Source organism: Robiginitomaculum antarcticum DSM 21748, from assembly GCF_000365025.1.
GTDB classification, from domain to species: Bacteria; Pseudomonadota; Alphaproteobacteria; order Caulobacterales; family Maricaulaceae; genus Robiginitomaculum; species Robiginitomaculum antarcticum.
In genome coordinates this window covers 1,080,123-1,099,429 of the sequence record NZ_KB823011.1, presented here as the reverse complement: position 1 = coordinate 1,099,429, position 19,307 = coordinate 1,080,123, and the positions used below count along the sequence as shown (strand labels likewise).

Here is a 19,307-nt window from a genome sequence, read left to right as displayed (position 1 = left end):
GCTAATCGTATAGAGTCGCCAGCTTAATCGCTAGTAGAAAATCTTTATATTGAATGGTTTAGATGCATAAATTTAGAACTGATATTCAAGGTATGCGAGCGATTGCCGTTATACTTGTACTGGTATTTCATGTCTTTCCCGCACTAATGCCGGGCGGTTATATCGGGGTGGATATCTTCTTCGTTATTTCAGGATTTCTTATTTGTGGATTGATCCTAAAAGGTACTGAACGGGACGGAAAGTTTGACGCAATAGCATTTTATGGGAAACGCATTCGAAGGCTATTGCCTGCGGCGACCCTTGTCCTGATTCTATCGGCAGTGATCGCATATTTTGTACTTCCACAAACGCGCTGGGCCGACACCGGTCGGGAGATAATTGCAAGTACGCTCTATGTTGAAAATTTGTATCTGCATTTCCAATCCACAAATTATCTGACAGCGGACAAACCGGCAAGCCCGTTACAGCATTTTTGGTCGCTATCTGTTGAAGAGCAGTTCTATATATTTTGGCCGATCATAATGCTTGTCATGGTATTTATTTCTAAATATGTCCGTATAAGTTTACGGGCATTATTATCTATATTGCTCATTTTAATATTTGCCGCCTCGCTCGCGTCCTCGATATATATTACAGATGCCGACCCGGCCGCAGCGTATTTCGTTACTCACACACGGATTTGGGAATTGGCTCTTGGGGGGGCGCTGGCCTGTCTGGCTCCATATTTTGGTGTTCCCGCCGCCTTACGTACACCGTTATCGATCATGGGCTTGCTAATGATTTTGATAACGGGATATTTATACAGTGTATCGACCCCTTTTCCGGGATATATGGCCTTGATACCGACTCTCGGCGTTGCCGTTTTACTATGGGCAGGCATGTCGACAACCGACGAATACGACGGGCCTGTACAAAAAGTGCTGTCCTTGAAACCGCTGACTTATATTGGCGATATCTCCTACTCATTATATTTGTGGCACTGGCCGCTTGTTATTTTTGCTATTGTATTATTTGGCTCTGAAATGACGGCAATTATTGGCTTAGCGGTCATCGGAATGTCCGTTTTGGCGGCCGCGGCTTCAACCCATCTTCTAGAAAACCCCCTGCGCAATTCACATCGCCTTAAATCTAAAGTTAGTTCATACCTCCTCGGTACCTTTTTTATGGCCCTTAGCATTATTGCGGGTCTTTTGCTCATCTTGGTATCGCGAGGAAATAGTGATAATATTCAAGTGGATAACCCCCCTCAAATTCAGAGCGATTACCCCGGAGCGGCGGCTATAGGCATGCCTGTAGATCAGCTGCCGGTCACTTATCCTGCTTTCATTCCATCGCTGGAGGATGCCCGTAAAGATATTGCAACTGTTTATACCGATAAATGCCATACACAATTTCAAGACGTTGAACCTACACCGTGTATATATATACCGATTGCAGGCGCATACGGGCAGGTTCGAATGGAAAAACGCGACCGGGTATCCGATGAGACTACAAAGACCGTTGTCATTGTCGGGGATTCGCACGCTGCGCAATGGCTGCCGACATTAAAAGAAATTGCTAAAAAACGAAATTGGACACTGGTAAGCTATACCAAGTCCTCTTGTGCCTTCAACAAGGTTGTTTTGATGCGGGGCAGAGACCGCTATGATGAATGTCAAGTCTGGGGCTCAAAGGTTCAGGGTCAAATCATTGCCCTTAACCCGGACCTGGTTGTGGCAGCGCAAATTTTTAATCATAATGCATTTGGAGCAAAGTCAAAAGAAGAGAGTCACTTTCAACTTGCTGCGGGAGCGGCAGCCTATTGGAATGAGCTTGGCCAGAACTCAATTCCTGTGGCCGCACTGGCTGAAACACCTCGTTTTGATGATCTCGTTCCGGATTGTATTGCGGCGAACCTGCCAAATTGGTCGGTCTGTAATGTCAAGCGTGAGGCCGCATTTGGTCGCGGCGGCTCAGTTTTAAGAGCGACAAAATTGACGCCGACCTCGGCGTTTGTTGATATGACTGAAAATTTGTGTATGTCAGAGGTCTGTCCGGTGATTATCGGAAATGTTCTCGTATATCGTGATCAACATCACCTTACGGCAACCTATGCGCGGACTCTTGCTCCGGCATTGGAAACAAAATTGATTAGCTTGATTGAATTTTAGCCCTATGAGGTTCTGACTTTAGATATAACGTCAGAACCTTAGGTTCGCAGATTAAAGCTGAGCCTTAGCGGTGACATATTTGAAACATGTGTGAATAGCATAACGTATAGACTAAAATAAAAAGCCGGCCTACTCATGTCAGAGCATAGGAATTGCTTAAGCTCCATCCCTGACACCCCGATAGAGTTTTATCGCTTCTTTCGTATTTCCGGAAAATATGACCTTGCTGTCAGAAAGGACAAGGCATGTGTCGCAGACACGGGAGAGCAGGGGCATATTATGCGATGCTAAAACGATAATTTGGGCATTTTCCACCATTTCGTCCATACGTTTTTGAGCTTTGGCGAGAAATTCTGCGTCGCCGGCACCAAGCCATTCATCCATTAAGAGAATATCGCTTCTTAAAGCGGTAGTGATTGAAAAGGCGAGCCGAAGTGTCATACCGCTCGAATATTGATAAATTGGCTGATCAATCCAGTCCCCAAGCTCAGAAAACTCAACGATGCCCGGAATGAGTTCCTTGATTTCATCATAATCAAGACCCAGCATATAGCCCCGTAAAACAATATTTTCACGGCCTGTGGCGTTGGGGAGGAATCCTGATGTCGCATTGAAAATCGACGCAATTTCCCCTTTGATATCAAGTGTTCCACCGCTTGGTGGAAACACACCAGCCAGCGTTCTTAATAGCGTTGATTTGCCCGATCCGTTACGCCCTAAAAGCCCGAGCCGACGCCCAGCTTTCAATTCGAAATTGATACCATCCAAGGCCTTAAAACCAGTCCTGTTCCGCTTCACAGCACTAAAAGATCCCAATGGATATGTGACTTCAAGATTTTTAGCGATGATTCTAGGATAGTTATCAGAGTCGTCGAGTACTATTGATTTTTTTACCATCGGCGCCTTATCTTTGGAGCGGATTTTTTTCTTATTATATGTAAAAGACAATTTTTTTACCGTTCTTTTGTAAGAGCAGAAGCCCCGAGCATATTAAAAATGTAGCTATACCGATTGTTATGCCAAATGTCAGGGCGTCCGGGAAATGCCCTTGCGCCGGATCACGCAGTAAATTGACGTAGTAGGTAAGGGGATTTAAGCGTGCTACAATGTCAAGAGCTGATGACTGAGCCATAGAACGGCTGCTTGTGGACCATATGATTGGAGTAAAGAAAAAAGACAACCGAATGACGGAGGCTGCGATTTCTGAGAAATCACGAATTCTGGCGCTTATAATCGAAACCACTAAAACCGCGCCGACTGCCGTAAAAAAATATATCAATATTGATACAGGTACAAAAAGCATAAAAATATTTGGACGCCAGCCGAATGTAGCGGCAATCATGCAGGCTGTTGCAAGTTGAAAAGCGAGCAGAAATAATTTTTTGAAAACCAAAGATATAACGAATCCGGACCGGGGGAGGGGAGCTTGAAGCAGCATGGACCGATTACGGTAAAAGATATGGCATCCTTCCGTAATGCAGGCTGAGACGAAATTCCAAGCGACAAAACCAAAAGCAACGTGAGGAATATGCTGATTGAGAGGCAAACCTTGAAGTTCGGCTAAAAGCCAACCAATGCCTGTCGTGGGAACGGCGAAACTAATTACCAACCACGCAAGGCCAAGAAAATTTCTTCTATTTTCAATTTGAATTTGCTTGGCGGCGATGGCTGACAAGGCTTTGATATCTCTTAAAGCCCTACCTAAATCCTGAAATGCGTATAATCGTTTAATCATCAGATTCGCTCCACCATTCCATTACTTGTCTCAATAGAATCTATACATTTGCATATGTCGGATTTTAGAAGGTGTCGGAAAAAATCACACTCGCTATGAGACCCAGTTGCGGCTATGTCGCCATCAATATGGATTATTTCCTCCACCTAATGACTTAAAGTTCTACAGATGCCGCGGTGACAAGCTCTAAATTTGAGATAGTGTCACGCATTGTCAGAGCTGGTTATTTTGATTTCAAGCAACTGGCGTCGAAGCTCGTCTATTGAATCGCATAAATACTCAATTGTGCCCGCTTCATTTCCACCGGAGTAGTCCAGCCGGCTTTTAATTGATGCAAGATCAGATAACAGATCTGTAGATACTTTTTCGAATCTCTCTTTTGACCGCGATGCTTTTCCAGTGCTCACCGAAACATCAGCACTTAAAGACTTTAGCTGCTTATCCATGGTGTCTTGCTTATTGGCCAAAGTGGACACACTTTCAGATGAATGCACTCTTAGGGATTGAAGCTCTCCGGCCAAATCGATTAACCGGTCGCCAACAAGGTCAAGTTCATCTTCAAGACTCTTGGCGTTGTCTTCGGAGCTCTGAGAGATTTTAGTAATGGCGCAATTCAAGCGATCTTCTAATTCAGCGTGCCGGTTATCTGTAATCGTCTCTAAAGATAACGCTGAGTTGATCTGCTCTTCGCGTATATCTGATAGGGAAGTGCCAATTTCCAATCTCGCGATCCCTAAGGCATGGGTGTGGGTCCGGCTGATGGATCGGAGATAACTTAAAACCAATGACAGCAGGACAATAAAGAGAAAAGCCGTAAGACCCGCCGCGGCTAAAATTTGATACTGCGTGAAAACAAGAGTTGCGACAAATGCAGAAATAACAAGCAATATAACCCAAAAACTACGTTGCCCTGGTGTCAGGACTGAGCGCAACGCCCAAAGGACGAAATCTACAATCGATGCGAGCGGAGAGCCGTTTTGCCGAAACCGGGATAGCTTTTGTCGGGTATTCGTTAGCATTTACGCGTCTTTCTCGCAATAAGTGAGGAGTAATCAAATAAGTCGAAATATAGCATACAATTTAGCAGTTCAGAATATTTGTGGAAAGTCTCAGGGTAGAGTTTATATGGCTGCACGCCCTCAGTAATTGATACGTCTAATATATCGCAATCCATCTGCTTCTATAAGCTAATATTTATTAATGTAAAATGATCCCATACCGCTAACACCGCAGAAAACTATATGAACGCACTTACGACTCGTTGGTTTGTCTAGCATGTCGTATGTCCTGTACAAACAACATGCAATGACCAGTCTGCGATTCATCAGGTTAAAGTATTCAATCGCAGTTTTCCTTATAGTTAGTGTTCAAACGCAACTAAAATGGCTCAAAACTCTGTATATTTAACTTAGGTCAAGCCGTGCATATGAGAACTCAAATTTGACGAAGTCGGGTAGATCAAAAAGTGAGTTTTGATATTCACAATAGCCGATATATCCTGATAATTTTTGGCATATAAGGCTTGAATCTCAGGAAGATTGGGGCGATAGATAGATCTATACCCATTGGTTTCTGGTTAGAAAGAGGCTTCAAGAGCGCTTTTTTTTGGCTATAACATTAAGATAATATTCCCAATAAAGGGCCCATGGTTCGCGCGGCGAACTTACATTTTGTAGAGTGGGCTTATAAGCCTTCTCGTATCGCAAATGATATTCTAGAATAGAAAATAAGTGTGAATATGCCTAAATCCAAAGAGAAATCAGCAAAAAAATCTGTTGATGTATCAAGCCTCCCCAGTCCTATTATCGTCATCATCGGTATGCATAGGAGCGGCACGTCTGCGCTTACAGGTGTTTTAACCAGACTCGGGGCGTCCGAGCCGAATAACCCCTTGCCCGCAAATGAATTTAATAGTCGGGGATATGGCGAGTCTCGCGGCGTTACGCAACTAAATGACCGTATGCTTCAGAGCGTCGGGGCGGGCTGGACAGACCTTGCCGAAGTTACGAAAGAAGAGGAGCGTATCCTCAAATCTGAGAATTTCGCTGAAGAAATTCTTAATGTTATAAAAGACGAATATGCTGCCGACAAAATTATAGCTCTTAAAGACCCTCGAATTTCTCGGATAGCAAATTTTTGGAGTGATGCGCTCAAGCAGAATGAGGCCTTTGCTCCCAAATACCTTATATCTCTTCGTCATCCGAATGAGGTTGCGAAATCGCTAAATCACCGCGATAATATGAATTTGGAACGGGGGCTCGCCCTGTGGCTGCGTTATAATCTTGATGCAGAATTCCAGACGCGTCGCGAAGTTCGATGTTTTGTGCGCTATGAAAGCCTTTTGACAGATTGGGAGCAAGAGTTTTCACGTATTAAGAAACAAGTTGAGCTTCGCGATTTTAACGTAACGAAAAAAACCCGAGAGAGGGTGGACTCATTTCTCAGCAAAGATTTGAAGAATCATGAATCTGATATTGAAAGATCCGCATCTGCTACTGAATTGGTTTCACTCAGCGAAGAGGTTTATGAAATTCTTTCCTCCGCAGCGTCGTCCAACAAAATTAGTGAGAAACATACGCGCAGACTGAATAAGATAAGACAAGAATTGAATTTTGCCGGACGTGTCTATGGCTCATTGCTTGCAAAAACCGAATACTACGCTCGGGCTCTGAGTAAAGAACTCAAGGCGATCCAGTCGAACCCTATAGAATCCTCGCCGGCAGATCTGGAACACATTAACGCATTAACCACCGAAAAGATCATGTTGTCACAAAAGCTATCCTCAGAGGCTGAGCTGCGTGAAATTAGCGAAAATCACACAAATCAGCTGCGAAAGGCCGTCGCTAAAGGCGAGGAACTTCTTAAGTCATCTACGCATAGAATTGCGTATTTGGATAAACAGATTGTAGATGCCAACCGTGATCGGGCAAGGCTTGGGCAAACTCTTCAATCCGCATTAGAAGACCAGCCTTCAAAGCTTTTAATAAAGAACCTTGAGGAGTCTAATTTACAAATTGCTGAGGAATTAAGGATATTTAAGGATGCAAAGATAAGCTTACAAAGTCGCCTGGTAGAGGCAAATGAAACAATATCCAGCTTAAATCTGAAAGTCACGACTTTTGGGGAGGAAAAGTCTGCAGTCGAGCGCGATTATTCTGAGCTACACAGGGTCAATGATCTTCAAAATCAAAAAATAGATACTCTGAAGGGTGATTTGAAAGATTATTTTAAGAAGAATGAGCAGCTTAAAAACCAAATCGCTAAACTGAAAAAGGCGAACGAAGGCATAATAATCGCTAATGAAGATAGCCGTGAACAGATATCAACTCTGAAGAGTGATTTGGAAAGTGCGCAGACGCGTCATCATAATCACGAATTGGCGATCAAGGCTCTTCAATCTGAGATCGATTCATTGACTAATAATACAGCGACCCTTTCTGAGAAAAACAAGCGTCTTAAAAGTCAGCTAATAGACCTTCAAGGCGAAATTTCTTCACGCCAGATGCAAGCAATAAAGACAGAAGCAAATCTCAAAAACCTCATTTTATCCGAAGCTAAGTATAAGGCGGTAAATTTGGATAATGCTGTCTTCATTCAAACTTTGCGTGATCAATTAATTGATGTTGAAAAGCAGCTTAAAGAAAGACCTGACAATCAGGAGAATTCTTCATCTGCTCAATCGTTCAAAGCTGAAAACCTTTATTTGAGTAAAGAGGTCGAAAGGCTGTCTGCGCTAAATGCCGAATTTAGTGAAGCCAATCGCAGGCTTGGCCGAAAAGTCAGAAAAAGATCTGAAGGCAGAGCTCAAGAGAATGGTGCGGCAGAATATCTTTCGCCAGAACCATTACCAGAACCATTAGGTGTCTTCGAAAGTGATAATTCTTATACGGTGAAATCTTTGCCGCTGGAAACCCAGGCTCTGACGATAGAAACAGAGCCGGTTTGGATTCCAAAAGGGGACATTAAAGCCCTGGACGTGAATGAACGCCAAAAGGCGCTCCTTTCGACCGGTTTTGACCAATCTTACTATCGATCCCAATGTAAAGATATGGGCCTTCCTAAAGACACGGATTTACTCGAACATTACTTGGCTGTCGGGGCCTCACTTGACTTGTCGCCGCATCCTCTATTCTCGCCGACTTGGTACAAGCAGCGCTATGATGATTTAAGTCATTTAGAGAATTCTTCATATTTACATTTTTTAGACTGTGGCGCAGAAGAGGGTCGGTTTCCGTGCCCGCTTTTCGATACCACCTATTACAGGGAGCGTAATCCTGATGTGGTGGCTCACGATATCTTGCCCCATGTTCATTATTATCAGTCCGGCTGGAAAGAAAGCCGGAACCCGTCGGAGTGGTTTTATTCTCAGTGGTATATGCAAACCAATCCTTCCGTTGAACGCGACGGTGTTTGTCCTCTCGTGCATTATATGCAGGTCGGGGAACATATGGGGTTACATCCGCATCCCAGTTTTAACCCGTCTTGGTATAAGAAGAAATACTTAGATGGCGCATCAGCAATAAGTTCACTTGGACATTATTTAGAGCATGGGCGGTTAGTTAATTTGCCAACCAATCCTCAAGCTTCAGTTTTTTCTGATATAGACAGGCCTAAATTACTTGCTGTGGCACATTCCGCTTCCGGACGAATATTTGGGAGTGAGCGCAGCTTTCTGGACGTTATATCTTCAATCGACAGATCTAAATACGGTGTAATTGTTGCCTTGCCTGTTCCTGACCCGGATTACGTTAAACTGATCTCAAGTCATGTCGATGCGGTTCACTTCACTAAGAGAAGGTGGTGGGAAGCTGGCACAGGTATGACGGAGTCCTTAATTTCAGAATACCAGAATCTTATCGAAGCCGAAAAAATCGATGCCGTTTACGTAAACACAATTATGCTTCGGGAACCCTTAGAAGCAGCACAGCGATCAAATGTTCCTGGGATCTGCCATATCAGAGAGGCGATCACCCATGATCCGGATTTGATAGAGTATATTGGCAAGCCGGCTAACGAGATCATCTCTGATGTTCTTGCGCGGAGCGACTTTGTCGTTGGTAACTCGAATGCGACGCTTAATATTTTTGGAGATCCTAGCAATAGTTTCCTCATCTATAACTCAATAAAAATGGAAGATTTCGACAAACCCCGTATTGCCCGGAATGATGATACACTTAGGTTTGGCGCATTAAGCAGTAACTTACCGAAAAAAGGCATTGCCGATATTGTAAAACTTGCGCAGCTTACTTCCAAACGAAAGCTTGATGTTGAGTTCCACTTAATTGGTCCTGAGACTGAAGAAACTGACCGCTTAAAAAACGTCGTCAAGCGGAAGCGATTGAACAATGTTGTTTTTCGGGGTTATATTGACAATGTCGAGGAAGCGATTGGCTCCATTGACGCCGTTTTGAATTTCTCTCATTTTGCAGAATCGTTTGGACGAACGATTGCCGAAGCCGGTGCTGCTGAATTGCCGTCGATTGTATATGATCATGGGGCACTGCCTGAGGTCGTTGATCACGGAGTCACGGGATTTGTTATCCCTTACCGCCGGCCTGAGGCGGCTCTAAAGCATATTGAGGAGATGAGACGGTCTCCGGAATTAATGAAAACATTAGGGAAGGCTGCAAAACAGCGCGCTAATGATCTGTTTTCACACGCGATGATGAAACAAAACGTGAATCAGATGTTTGATTCAATATTGAAAGATAATCCAAAATTTATTCCAAATGAGCGTGAGCGCAATCAATTTGGAAAGACGATAAAATTTAGAACGATGAATAAAGACAGGTCATTTTCTCGCGTAAAGCGCGACATAGCCTCTGTGAGTGTTATTGTTCCGAATTATAATTATGCGGAATATCTTGAAGAACGCTTGGGATCTATTTTCCATCAAACCGTAAAACCGGCGCAAATCATATTTTTGGACGATGCCTCACCGGATAATAGCGTTGCTGTTGCAACCGAATTATTATCTCATCAAGATATCCCTTTTCAGATTATTGCGAATGATGAGAATGCAGGCGTCTACAAGCAATGGATTCGGGGTTTTGAGGCCGCTACAGAGGATTGGATATGGATCGCTGAGGCTGATGACCGGTGCGAAGTTGACTTCATAGAAAAACTTCTCGCTTTGACAGATGATGAAACGAACATTGTCTATGCAGAGTCTAAACGTATCGGCGGTGACGGCGAGGTGACCGCGTCTAATAATCGTGCGCACTCGAAAGATGTGAATCCCATACGGTGGCAAGAAGACTACAAAGCGCTCGGCGTAAGAGAAGTTCTCGACGCTTTATGCTTCCGTAACACTATTCCAAACGCCAGCGCGGCCCTATTGCGCAGATCCAGCCTACACGATGCGGAATCGGTATTGTCAGGACTTCAATATACGGGAGACTGGAAGCTCTATACCCACCTTCTGCGCTCTGGAAATATTGCCTACTGCGCAGAGTCGCTTAACCATTTTAGACGTCACCAAAAGAGCGTGACACGTATCCGCGGCAAATCTCTAGATTACTTATTGGAACTCGCCAATATTCGAGAATTCATGTGTCGTCACTTCCCGATCCGGGAAAAAGAATTTAAGCGTATGGATTGGTTTTTAGATAGAGATTACCGGATTGACGGGATCGCAAAAAACTCCACGATGGAGGCCGTTGCGCCTATTTTAGAAACGTCGAGACAATATACTTTAGGACGTAAAAGATTTGGATTTGTAACAACAAATAATGGATCTTATTATGGCGGCAGTGAAATGCTATGGCGAGAAACCGCCCTATCCTTGCGCAAAAAAGGGCATGACGTATTTGCTGTCATAAAAAAATGGGAACCGCGGCCGGAATTTTTTAACGAAATGGAACGCGCGGGCATTAAATTATTGTTTAAAGACGAAGATGGCTTCGAAAAGCTGATTAAATATCAGCCGGATTTGGTTGTTGTTTCGCTGGGTGATCAGGATGAAGGCATTGAATATTATCCGTCTTTGGTGGATGCGAATATTCCATATGCTATTGTCAATCAACTGACCAAAGAGGCGAGATTTTGGCATATCCGCGAGAATAAAACTGAGGCGGTGTCCAAAGGGTATCTTGATGCCAAGCAAACCTTCTTCACCTGTTGGAACAACCAGCGCGTTATGGAATCCCGACTTGGTACGAAGTTAGGCAATAGCAGTCTTCATTTTAACCCATACCATATTGAGCGATCCATCGTTCCCACATGGCCGGGTGAGACCGATACACAAATCGCTATACCCTCGAAACTCTTATTTATTCATAAGGGGCAAGACATTTTGGCCGAATTTCTGGGTAAAAAATTCTGGAAAGCTCAAAATATAACCTTCAATTTTTTCGGAATTGGACCGGACGAGCAAAATCTTAAAGATCTCGCTAAGAGAAACGGAATCGAAAATTTTAGATTTCATGGACGTGTGGACAATATTTCCGATATCTGGAAGGCCAATCATGCGTTGTTAATGCCGTCTAGAATGGAAGGGCTGCCAATCATGCTTGTTAGCGCCATGTTATCAGGTCGCGTGCCTATATTAACCGATATTGGAGGTCATGCTGAGGTTGTTGATGACAATAATTCGGGCTTTATCGCATCAGATCCTGACGCAAAAGCTGTTGAAGATGCTTTGAAGCGCGCGATAGATCGCCGCGACGAATGGGAGACTATCGGGAACCGCGCGAGGCAAGATATCCTTAATTTTCTTCCGGAAGACCCAATCGCAGACTTTATCACTAAGCTTGAAAATATTAATTGATAGATAGGGACTTGTTTAATGAGGTATTCTCTAAGAACATTTATGAATTTTATTCTGTGTCAATTCTATAATTACCGTCTTCAGTATACCCAAATACTGTCATGATAGGGCCACAAATTTTTCGAAAGATTTTAATTTCTTTTTCATCCCAACCACTTGATTCAATATTTACTGTTCCGGAATTCAATTTACCGCTTGATTGCGGGCGGTCCGTTAGCAAATAAGATTTGACCGTATTAACCTGATGAGGGTTTAACTCCAATAATTCGCCAATCTGCTCAGCAATTAAAGCAGGATTAAGTGCGATATCATGTTGGTCTATTTCAAGATAAGGTACGTGCAACTTTGGCCGTGCGTCCCGCCAAGTTGTCATGGAGTCTCTCCATATCTCGCAATGCCCCTCAAAAGCGACGTGGGGAAATTTTCGGACCGCAGATCTGACGACTTCAATCCCTCTGCGCTTGGTATAAATAATTCTTATGTCGGGAAACGCTTCTTGTATGAAAGGGATGGCCTCTATTCCTGTTGGCCCAGGGGTCTTATCAATGAAAACATTCGCGCCGTATTGTTTCTTATAAATTTCAGCAATCATATCTCCAATTTTACCGCGAACCTCTTCTACTTTCACATCGTGCAACATATGACTGCTGCTTTCGGATTTAGAGGCATGTTTTTCAAAAAAATCATTCGTTGCGGTGATCAAAGGCAGCGCAAGAGGGTAAAAATGCCCTTCTCCGTGACAGGGTAGATTTAAAGTTTTGTGAAGTGTGTTGAGCAATACGCTCGTCCCCGAGCGGCCGCTCCCGACAATAAATATGGGACCTGTCACTCGTCGTCTCCCTAGTTTTAAAAAACTCATGGCCGTCACCTTAAAGAGGCTATCGACGATAGAGCCGGGGACCCGTAAGCTGATAGCGATCACGTAATTGCCGCATCATATACAGATTCTCACAAGACTAAACTACCATAGGAAAATTGATTGCAGCGTTTCAATATCATTATAAAGTGTTTAGTATTCAGCCTTCAAAAATGAATAAATAACGCGCATTTTCTACGCCCTCATACACCGGCTTGATCGGTATTTTCTAAAGGCAGAAACTACGTCGTTATAAGAAATATCTTAGTCATAATTAAATGACGGGCAACTTTTGCGATCATCAGTATAATGCGTCAATCATTAGCCGCCAAAATCCTCAATAGACCATCGATACATGAATTTTTGCGCCATTAGGCCTTGCTCATGTAGATTTGGAAACGAGTCCTCGGTTTCACGGTCATATACACATATTATCCGTTCTTCGCCCGACAGTTCCTGAGCGATATAATGAAAGTTTGGCGCTCTGCCAAACCAGGAAATGAGGGTCTCCAAATTAATGTCATTGTTGATATGCTCCAGGTTGAGCCCTGCGGGTTCCATAAAGGGCACGGACACAATACTCAACTCGAACAATTCTAACATTCTGCGGCAAAATTTTGCAGGATCAGGTACATGTTCTATCACTTGAAGGCATGTCGCGACCTGAATAGGAACGGGGGGCTCCCAAACATAGAAATCTTCAACGACAGATATTACGCCGTCGGCTTGATAAGGGTTATCAATGTCGACAGAGAACTTACTTTCGATATCTCCGTAAAAATCAAGTATAGGACTTCCATTTGACCCTATATCCGCCACGGCGTTGGCCGAAGCCGCAATGACCTCTACAAGACGTCTGCAAACGTGCAGATAAACAAATTTTTTCCGAAGGCGCCAATAATTATCCCAGTCGTCCGCAGTCGTAAGCTTGTCGATTCTTTTGGTGACAAATGCTGCTGTCGCTTTGACATCATTTGATACGGGTTCACTTCCGAACGATTTGATCAATCCGTTAAGAATTTGGACGGCGGCGCTTTCATGAGAGTTGTCTCCATCAATCGCTGCAACCATTGATAAATATTGACGTTTTTCATCAGGTTTTTTTGTCTTACGCGCCGCTTGCATAATTATTTCACGTGCTCGCGGAGAATTGTCCTGAGCCTGATAGGATTTGACCACTTCGCGGATAAGATCGGGAGAGATTGCATTTTTCTTCAGGGCGTCATCAAAAACTGTTTGCACGTCTTCGTAGAGATCTTGTTTTCCATAAGAGGCTGCTAAACGGGCATATACACCTCTGGGCATTGACGTGTATTTTGCATACACAATATCCCGCCAAAGTTCGGACGCTTTGGACCATTCGCCCTTATTCATCAACGCCGACGCTTCATCAATAGCATTGATCATTGCAGGCGTTTCGTCGGAATCTTTGTTGTTCATTTTAATGCGATTTCTCTGTCTCTTGTGTGCATTGGGTATAGCCTACATACACGCTAGGCAAACACAATGCCAAATGAATATATTGAAAGATAGCCAACTGTTTGAATGACTTTGCAACCCGCAAAACATGTGGGAAGGAATAGGAATATTTGTATTGTCACATGTACAGGTTCGTTAAAACAATAAATTCTTAATCTATCAAGCTCAACTCTATAGCGGTTTCACTATGAAAATTAAACTCCATATCGGTGCAAATAAGACGGGTAGTTCAGCCATTCAGCGTTTCATTCGCATGAACGCCGCTAATTTTCAAAAATTTGGTGTGACGGTTCCTGATGTCCGCCTAAATGACACGGGTGTCGTGACGGGGGAACATTCTTTTCTGTTTGAGAGTTTTCTTGAAGATGATTATCCAGGGGTCCAGCTTAGAGAAAAACTGCAAATGTTGGCGAAGCGGGGGTATGACACAATCGCCATATCGGCGGAAAGTCTGTCAAATGAGTATAGGGCGGATTACTTTGGCCCGATTTTCGCTGAATACGATACCGAAGTCTTACTCTATATTCGCCGCCAAGATGATTTGTTGCTCTCAACCTGGCAGCAATGGTCTTCTAAACGTGAAACCAATGTGGATGATTGGCTGGAGCGCGCAAAGGTAAAAATTGGCCGATGGGATTCGCTTATCCGCTCTTGGGAGGAATACATAGCTTCTGATCAAATTAATGTAAAACTTTTCGAACGCCGAGAGATGAAAAATCAAAATATTACGCATGATGCTTTTGATTTCTTCTTAGGGGATGCAGATCCGGTAGAGTTTGATTTTTCGGTCGGAGAAGTGAATCCGTCATTCTCTGATTTAATTGTGCCGTTAGTCTCAGGAAATGAAAATATTTTCAAGAATGTGCATGATAATGGATTTTACGAGTTAGTACGTGAATTGACAGGAGACCAATTTATCTCCGGCAAACGTGTCTCTTTAATCTCTCAAGGTGAACGGGAGCGCCTCTTAAGCAGTTTTGCGGAGGGTAATGAGTGGGTCAGGTCACATTATTTTCCCGAAAAAGAACTACTCTTCTCTCCGCTTGATCATTCTCGTTACGCATATTATTCCAAAGAAGAGATGCTTACTGAGCAGATGCGATTTTTGACTACAATGATTGCCAGTATAGGAAAACGTTTTGTTACCCATGAGAGTAAATTAAATTAAGATAACTGTACAATTGCTGATGCTATCAGAAATTCATAAGGATAGACTCCCTACTTTGCGGCTTCGTTAACGTCCGAAAATATTGTGTCTTAGCGGTTTGTTTAAATTCTAAAATGGTGAGTCAAAGTCGGCAAAACCGGGCGCAGTCTTGTCTTTCTTCGACAAAATCACATTATTAGAATCTACCTTCCATTCCACATTTAAATCAGCGTCATCCCAGCGAATATTAGCGTCACATTCCGAAGAATAGTAATTTGTGCATTTATATGCGACATCGCAATTTTCCTGCAATGTGCAAAATCCATGCAAGAAACCCTCTGGAATCCAGAGCTGGTTCCCGTTCTCTTCTGACAGCTCAGCTGATACGGAACGTCCATATGACGGTGAGTTTTTCCGGATATCGATAGCAACATCTTGTATCCGCCCTCGTAAGCATTTGATTAACTTGCCCTGTGCGAATGGCGGCTTTTGAAAATGCAGCCCTCGAACAGTGCCTGTGTATAGAGAATGTGAAAAATTATCCTGCACAAAAGATACGGATCTTCCGATCGCCTGCTCAAATAAATTATGTTTAAAGGTCTCACTGAAATACCCTCTATCGTCAGAGAACCGTTTCGGCGAGATTAGCCACACGTCAGCGAGTTCGGTTGGTATAAATTTCATGACTCAATAATGTCCGTTGAATTGAAAATTACAACCGCGATATGAGATCGTGGCGTAAAATGATATGTTGACTGACTCTTATAGACCAGCTTCGAAATGAGTGTTTAGATAAGGCAGTTTGAAAAATCGACCCTCTCAAACATGACAATCCACAATATCTCAGTTGCGATCCAGTTTTGAGGCCGGATTAATATTCTATTCTTTGCCGCACTAAATCCCTGTCTATGATCCGGATCTCGCCAGTACTGCTGGCGTATAGTAATACATGTATTTAGCCTTCCGTCATGCGCAGAGCGAAATGTTGTATAAATGTGTTGAACCTGGCAATTTTATTCACGATGTTACCGCGTCCTGTCCAACCACCCTAAGTATAGCCAAATGCATGAAAAACATAACTTTATAGTCAGCGTCGCGCCGATGATGGACTGGACAGATCGCCATTGCCGGTATTTTCACCGCCAATTATCGCGCCATGTTCGCCTCTATACGGAAATGGTTGTGGCCGATGCCGTCATACATGGTGATCGCGATTATCTGATTGGATTTGACGCCACTGAGCATCCTGTCGCGCTGCAGATCGGCGGTAGTGATCCCGATAAACTGGCTAAGGCGGCCCGCATTGGCGCAGATTATGGATATGACGAGATCAATATCAATATTGGCTGTCCGTCCGACCGCGTTCAATCGGGACGGTTTGGCGCGTGTCTTATGGCTGAGCCCGAGCTTGTCGCGCAGTGCTATAGCGCTATGGCAGCCGCGAGCGATGTACCTGTCACAGTTAAGTGCCGCCTCGGTATAGATAATCAAGAGGTGGAGAAAACCCTGCCGCGCTTTATCGAAACTGTTGCGGTCGCAGGCTGCACGCATTTTATTATTCATGCCCGAAAGGCGTGGCTGCAGGGCTTGTCTCCTAAAGATAACCGCACGGTTCCGCCGCTGGATTATGAATTGGTACGGAAGATGAAAGCCGCCTATCCCGCGCTTGAAGTTGTGCTTAATGGCGGACTTGAAACCGTCGCTCAGAGCCTGCTTGAATCCGTTCCGCTGGACGGCTTTATGTTAGGCCGCGCCGCCTATCACACGCCGTGGGAGTTGACCCGAATTGATTCCGAAGTTTACGGCGCGCCGCAATTCACTCCAGGCCGCGAAGACATTGCCCATCACATGATTGGCTATGCCGCCATGCGCGAAGGCGATGACCGCAGCGTCAAAGCGCTGACCCGCCATATTATGGGGCTTTTTGCAGGACAGCCCGGCGCGCGGCTCTGGCGGCGGACATTATCTGAATCGGCCAGCGCCGGGCTCGCGCCCTCGCAGTGCATAGCTGCTGCGCTGGATGCGATGACGCATTCGCGCGACGCGGTCTAATGGAGGCGCAGCTTCTCTATCTTGGGCTCGCGCTTACCGCTGTCGGCGCGCTATCAGGTCTGAGCGCGGGATTATTCGGCATTGGCGGCGGCGCAGTTATGGTGCCGGCACTTTATTACACCTTTACGGCTTTGGGCGTGCCGGAGGCGGTCGTTATGCATTGCGCCGTGGCGACATCGGGAGCGATTATTATCGTCAATTCGATCCGGAGTACGGCGGCGCACCACAAGCGCAAATCTGTGGCGTGGGAGCTGCTCTGGCCGGACAAAATCTGGCAAAGCTATGCATTGTGGATTAGCGCCGGCAGCTTCGTCGCGGCGCTTTGGCTTGCGCCGCTGTTTTCAGGCGCAGCGCTGACAGGTCTTTTTTCCATTGTCGCCGCATTGGTCGCGTTGCAATTTATTTTAGGCCGTCCGGATTACGTGCTGCGCCATGACGTGCCGCGCGGCGTCGCCCCACCCTTGGTCGGCAGCGCGGTTGGCGCCTTGTCTGCTTTGATGGGTATAGGCGGCGGGTCATTGACGGTGCCGCTGATGAGTCTGTGCGGCGTGCCGATACACCGCGCCATCGGAACGGCATCGGGCTTTGGCTTTGCCATCGCAGTGCCCGCGACCCTAGGCTTTATTATATCAGGATGGGGCGTCGCCGGACGGCTCTTCGGTTCGCTGGGCTATGTTAACCTTCTCGGTTTTATCATTATCGCCAGCGTCGCTATTTTGACGATACCGCTGGGCGCGAAGCTGGCGCATAGTCTGCCGCAAGCACGTTTGAAACGAATATTTGGGGTCTGCCTCTTGCTGGTTGCCGCCAATATGGCCCGCAAAGCGGTTATGGGCTAAGATGATTAATATCCTTTTCGTATGCAGTAAAAACCAATGGCGCAGCCCGACCGCAGAACGCATTTTCGCTAAACAGCCCGGTATTCATGTTCGTTCCGCAGGCACATCCTCAAGCGCCCGACGGAAAATTTCTGCAAGTGATATTGAGTGGGCCGATATTATACTGGTGATGGAGGATAAGCATAAGGCGCGCATCACATTTGGTTTTAGAGATGCCGCACGCCACACCCATATTGATGTGCTCGATATTCCCGATGATTATCCGTTTATGGACGAAAACCTCATTGAGATTTTGCGGGCCAAGGTTCATCCATATCTCAGCTAGCGTTTAATCACCCTCACACTGCTCGGCAAATCCGCGCAGAATATATCCGCGACTTTATCCAAAAGGGCCTTGCGCGGAAATGTCTTGCGGTAAGTCAGATAAATGCGGCGATAAGCTGATTTATCATTGAGCTTTTCGGCCTGTACATCTGCCATCCCTGTCCATCGTGGGTTAAGCGCCATGGCCGGAACAAGGGTGACCCCCTGCCGCGCCGCGACCATATTGATGAGCGTTTCTAAACTGGTGGCGCGCACCGCATAATTTTCATTTGCGCTGTCGAGCCGGCATACATCCATCGCCTGATCTCTGAAACAGTGCCCTTCGGCGAGCAGGAGCAGCTCATCGACGGGCAAATCCTGAGTCCGGATCAGGCGCACATCCTGTAGCTTGTGATGCTGCGGAAAGATCACCCAAAACGGCTCATCATAAAGTTCGATAACATCAAGCTTAGGATCCTCAGGTGCTGTTGCCAAAACGGCGGCATCAATGTCCCCGCTTAGTAAAGCTTCGTTCAAACGCTCCGTAATATCTTCGCGAAATTGAAGCTTCAAGTCCGGCATGGCGCCACGGGCGTGGGCCACAAATTCGGGAAGTACATAAGGCGCAATGGTGGGAATAGACCCAATGCGCAGATGCCCCGATAGCGGATCGCGCGCTGTTTCTGCTGCCGATTTGATATTCTCAATCACGGCCAGCGCGTCTTCGGCGAGCGCAACAATGTCTCGTCCCGCATCCGTTACGCGAACTGAGCGGTTATCGCGTTCGAACAGGACGATACCAAGCTCGTCTTCTAGCTTTTTGACTTGTGTGGACAAAGCCGGCTGGCTGACATGACAGGCCTGTGCGGCGTGACCGAAATGCCTGAACTTTGCGAGGGCTTTAATATAGATAAGGTCTCTTACATTCATAAGCTATGCTTATCACAATTATATAAACAATCAATTATACAAATAATT

13 protein-coding genes are annotated in these 19,307 nt (G+C 45.2%); 6 read left to right on the top strand and 7 right to left on the bottom strand.

The annotated features are described in order from the left end of the window. Positions 1–62 precede the first annotated feature (62 nt). Positions 63–2,150 carry an acyltransferase family protein gene (locus H142_RS14430; protein WP_051048545.1) on the top strand — a complete coding sequence of 696 codons (2,088 nt, stop codon included), beginning with the start codon at positions 63–65 and terminating at the stop codon, positions 2,148–2,150. 156 nt (positions 2,151–2,306) lie between these two features. Here H142_RS14430 and H142_RS0105210 read toward each other — a convergent pair whose 3' ends face one another. The 3 genes from H142_RS0105210 to H142_RS0105200 all read right to left on the bottom strand — a co-directional run bounded on the left by H142_RS0105210 (position 2,307) and on the right by H142_RS0105200 (position 4,904). Beyond that, on the bottom strand, positions 2,307–3,047 hold the full coding sequence (locus H142_RS0105210; protein ID WP_156811893.1) for an ABC transporter ATP-binding protein: 741 nt from the start codon (positions 3,045–3,047) through the stop codon (positions 2,307–2,309). 34 nt (positions 3,048–3,081) lie between these two features. Then, positions 3,082–3,885: an ABC transporter permease gene (locus tag H142_RS0105205; protein ID WP_017931048.1), complete on the bottom strand. Its 804-nt coding sequence runs from the start codon at positions 3,883–3,885 to the stop codon at positions 3,082–3,084. A 203-nt stretch (positions 3,886–4,088) separates the two neighbouring features. Next, positions 4,089–4,904: a hypothetical protein gene (locus H142_RS0105200; RefSeq protein WP_033314803.1), complete on the bottom strand. Its 816-nt coding sequence runs from the start codon at positions 4,902–4,904 to the stop codon at positions 4,089–4,091. Positions 4,905–5,623: 719 nt separating this feature from the next. On the opposite strand from H142_RS0105200, the gene H142_RS0105195 reads away from it, so the two are divergent. Then, positions 5,624–11,653 carry a glycosyltransferase gene (locus tag H142_RS0105195; protein WP_017931046.1) on the top strand — a complete coding sequence of 2,010 codons (6,030 nt, stop codon included), beginning with the start codon at positions 5,624–5,626 and terminating at the stop codon, positions 11,651–11,653. Positions 11,654–11,702: 49 nt separating this feature from the next. Here H142_RS0105195 and H142_RS0105190 read toward each other — a convergent pair whose 3' ends face one another. Together H142_RS0105190 and H142_RS16170 are read right to left on the bottom strand one after the other, a co-directional pair. Then, positions 11,703–12,512, bottom strand: coding sequence for a sulfotransferase family protein (locus H142_RS0105190; RefSeq protein WP_156811892.1), 810 nt, complete (start codon positions 12,510–12,512; stop codon positions 11,703–11,705). A 318-nt stretch (positions 12,513–12,830) separates the two neighbouring features. Then, positions 12,831–13,949 (bottom strand): tetratricopeptide repeat protein, encoded by a 1,119-nt coding sequence (locus tag H142_RS16170; RefSeq protein WP_017931044.1) that lies wholly within the window; start codon positions 13,947–13,949, stop codon positions 12,831–12,833. A gap of 226 nt (positions 13,950–14,175) precedes the next feature. On the opposite strand from H142_RS16170, the gene H142_RS0105180 reads away from it, so the two are divergent. After that, positions 14,176–15,156 (top strand): hypothetical protein, encoded by a 981-nt coding sequence (locus tag H142_RS0105180; RefSeq protein WP_017931043.1) that lies wholly within the window; start codon positions 14,176–14,178, stop codon positions 15,154–15,156. Positions 15,157–15,264: 108 nt separating this feature from the next. Here H142_RS0105180 and rfbC read toward each other — a convergent pair whose 3' ends face one another. Continuing rightward, positions 15,265–15,819 (bottom strand): dTDP-4-dehydrorhamnose 3,5-epimerase, encoded by a 555-nt coding sequence (gene rfbC, locus H142_RS0105175; protein ID WP_017931042.1) that lies wholly within the window; start codon positions 15,817–15,819, stop codon positions 15,265–15,267. 378 nt (positions 15,820–16,197) lie between these two features. Here rfbC and dusA point away from each other — a divergent pair, with 378 nt between their 5' ends. From dusA to H142_RS0105160, 3 genes are read left to right on the top strand one after another with little or no spacing between them, the layout of a single operon-like run. Then, entirely contained in the window at positions 16,198–17,187 is a 990-nt protein-coding gene (gene dusA, locus H142_RS0105170; RefSeq protein ID WP_017931041.1) for a tRNA dihydrouridine(20/20a) synthase DusA, read from the top strand. Further along, on the top strand, positions 17,187–18,026 hold the full coding sequence (locus H142_RS0105165; RefSeq protein ID WP_017931040.1) for a sulfite exporter TauE/SafE family protein: 840 nt from the start codon (positions 17,187–17,189) through the stop codon (positions 18,024–18,026). The genes dusA and H142_RS0105165 overlap by 1 nt, the downstream gene beginning before the upstream one ends. A 1-nt stretch (position 18,027) precedes the next feature. After that, on the top strand, positions 18,028–18,351 hold the full coding sequence (locus H142_RS0105160; RefSeq protein WP_017931039.1) for a low molecular weight protein tyrosine phosphatase family protein: 324 nt from the start codon (positions 18,028–18,030) through the stop codon (positions 18,349–18,351). Here H142_RS0105160 and H142_RS0105155 read toward each other — a convergent pair. Next, complete coding sequence (locus H142_RS0105155) at positions 18,348–19,259, bottom strand: LysR substrate-binding domain-containing protein (protein WP_017931038.1); 912 nt, start codon at positions 19,257–19,259, stop codon at positions 18,348–18,350. The two genes, H142_RS0105160 and H142_RS0105155, sit on opposite strands and share 4 nt — an antisense overlap. Positions 19,260–19,307 lie beyond the last annotated feature (48 nt).

Coding starts and splice junctions, on each gene's coding strand:
- H142_RS14430 (WP_051048545.1), top strand. CDS start 63: ATGCATAAATTTAGAACTGATATTCAAGGTATGCGAGCGATTGCCGTT.
- H142_RS0105210 (WP_156811893.1), bottom strand. CDS start 3,047: ATGGTAAAAAAATCAATAGTACTCGACGACTCTGATAACTATCCTAGA.
- H142_RS0105205 (WP_017931048.1), bottom strand. CDS start 3,885: ATGATTAAACGATTATACGCATTTCAGGATTTAGGTAGGGCTTTAAGA.
- H142_RS0105200 (WP_033314803.1), bottom strand. CDS start 4,904: ATGCTAACGAATACCCGACAAAAGCTATCCCGGTTTCGGCAAAACGGC.
- H142_RS0105195 (WP_017931046.1), top strand. CDS start 5,624: ATGCCTAAATCCAAAGAGAAATCAGCAAAAAAATCTGTTGATGTATCA.
- H142_RS0105190 (WP_156811892.1), bottom strand. CDS start 12,512: ATGAGTTTTTTAAAACTAGGGAGACGACGAGTGACAGGTCCCATATTT.
- H142_RS16170 (WP_017931044.1), bottom strand. CDS start 13,949: ATGAACAACAAAGATTCCGACGAAACGCCTGCAATGATCAATGCTATT.
- H142_RS0105180 (WP_017931043.1), top strand. CDS start 14,176: ATGAAAATTAAACTCCATATCGGTGCAAATAAGACGGGTAGTTCAGCC.
- rfbC (WP_017931042.1), bottom strand. CDS start 15,819: ATGAAATTTATACCAACCGAACTCGCTGACGTGTGGCTAATCTCGCCG.
- dusA (WP_017931041.1), top strand. CDS start 16,198: ATGCATGAAAAACATAACTTTATAGTCAGCGTCGCGCCGATGATGGAC.
- H142_RS0105165 (WP_017931040.1), top strand. CDS start 17,187: ATGGAGGCGCAGCTTCTCTATCTTGGGCTCGCGCTTACCGCTGTCGGC.
- H142_RS0105160 (WP_017931039.1), top strand. CDS start 18,028: ATGATTAATATCCTTTTCGTATGCAGTAAAAACCAATGGCGCAGCCCG.
- H142_RS0105155 (WP_017931038.1), bottom strand. CDS start 19,259: ATGAATGTAAGAGACCTTATCTATATTAAAGCCCTCGCAAAGTTCAGG.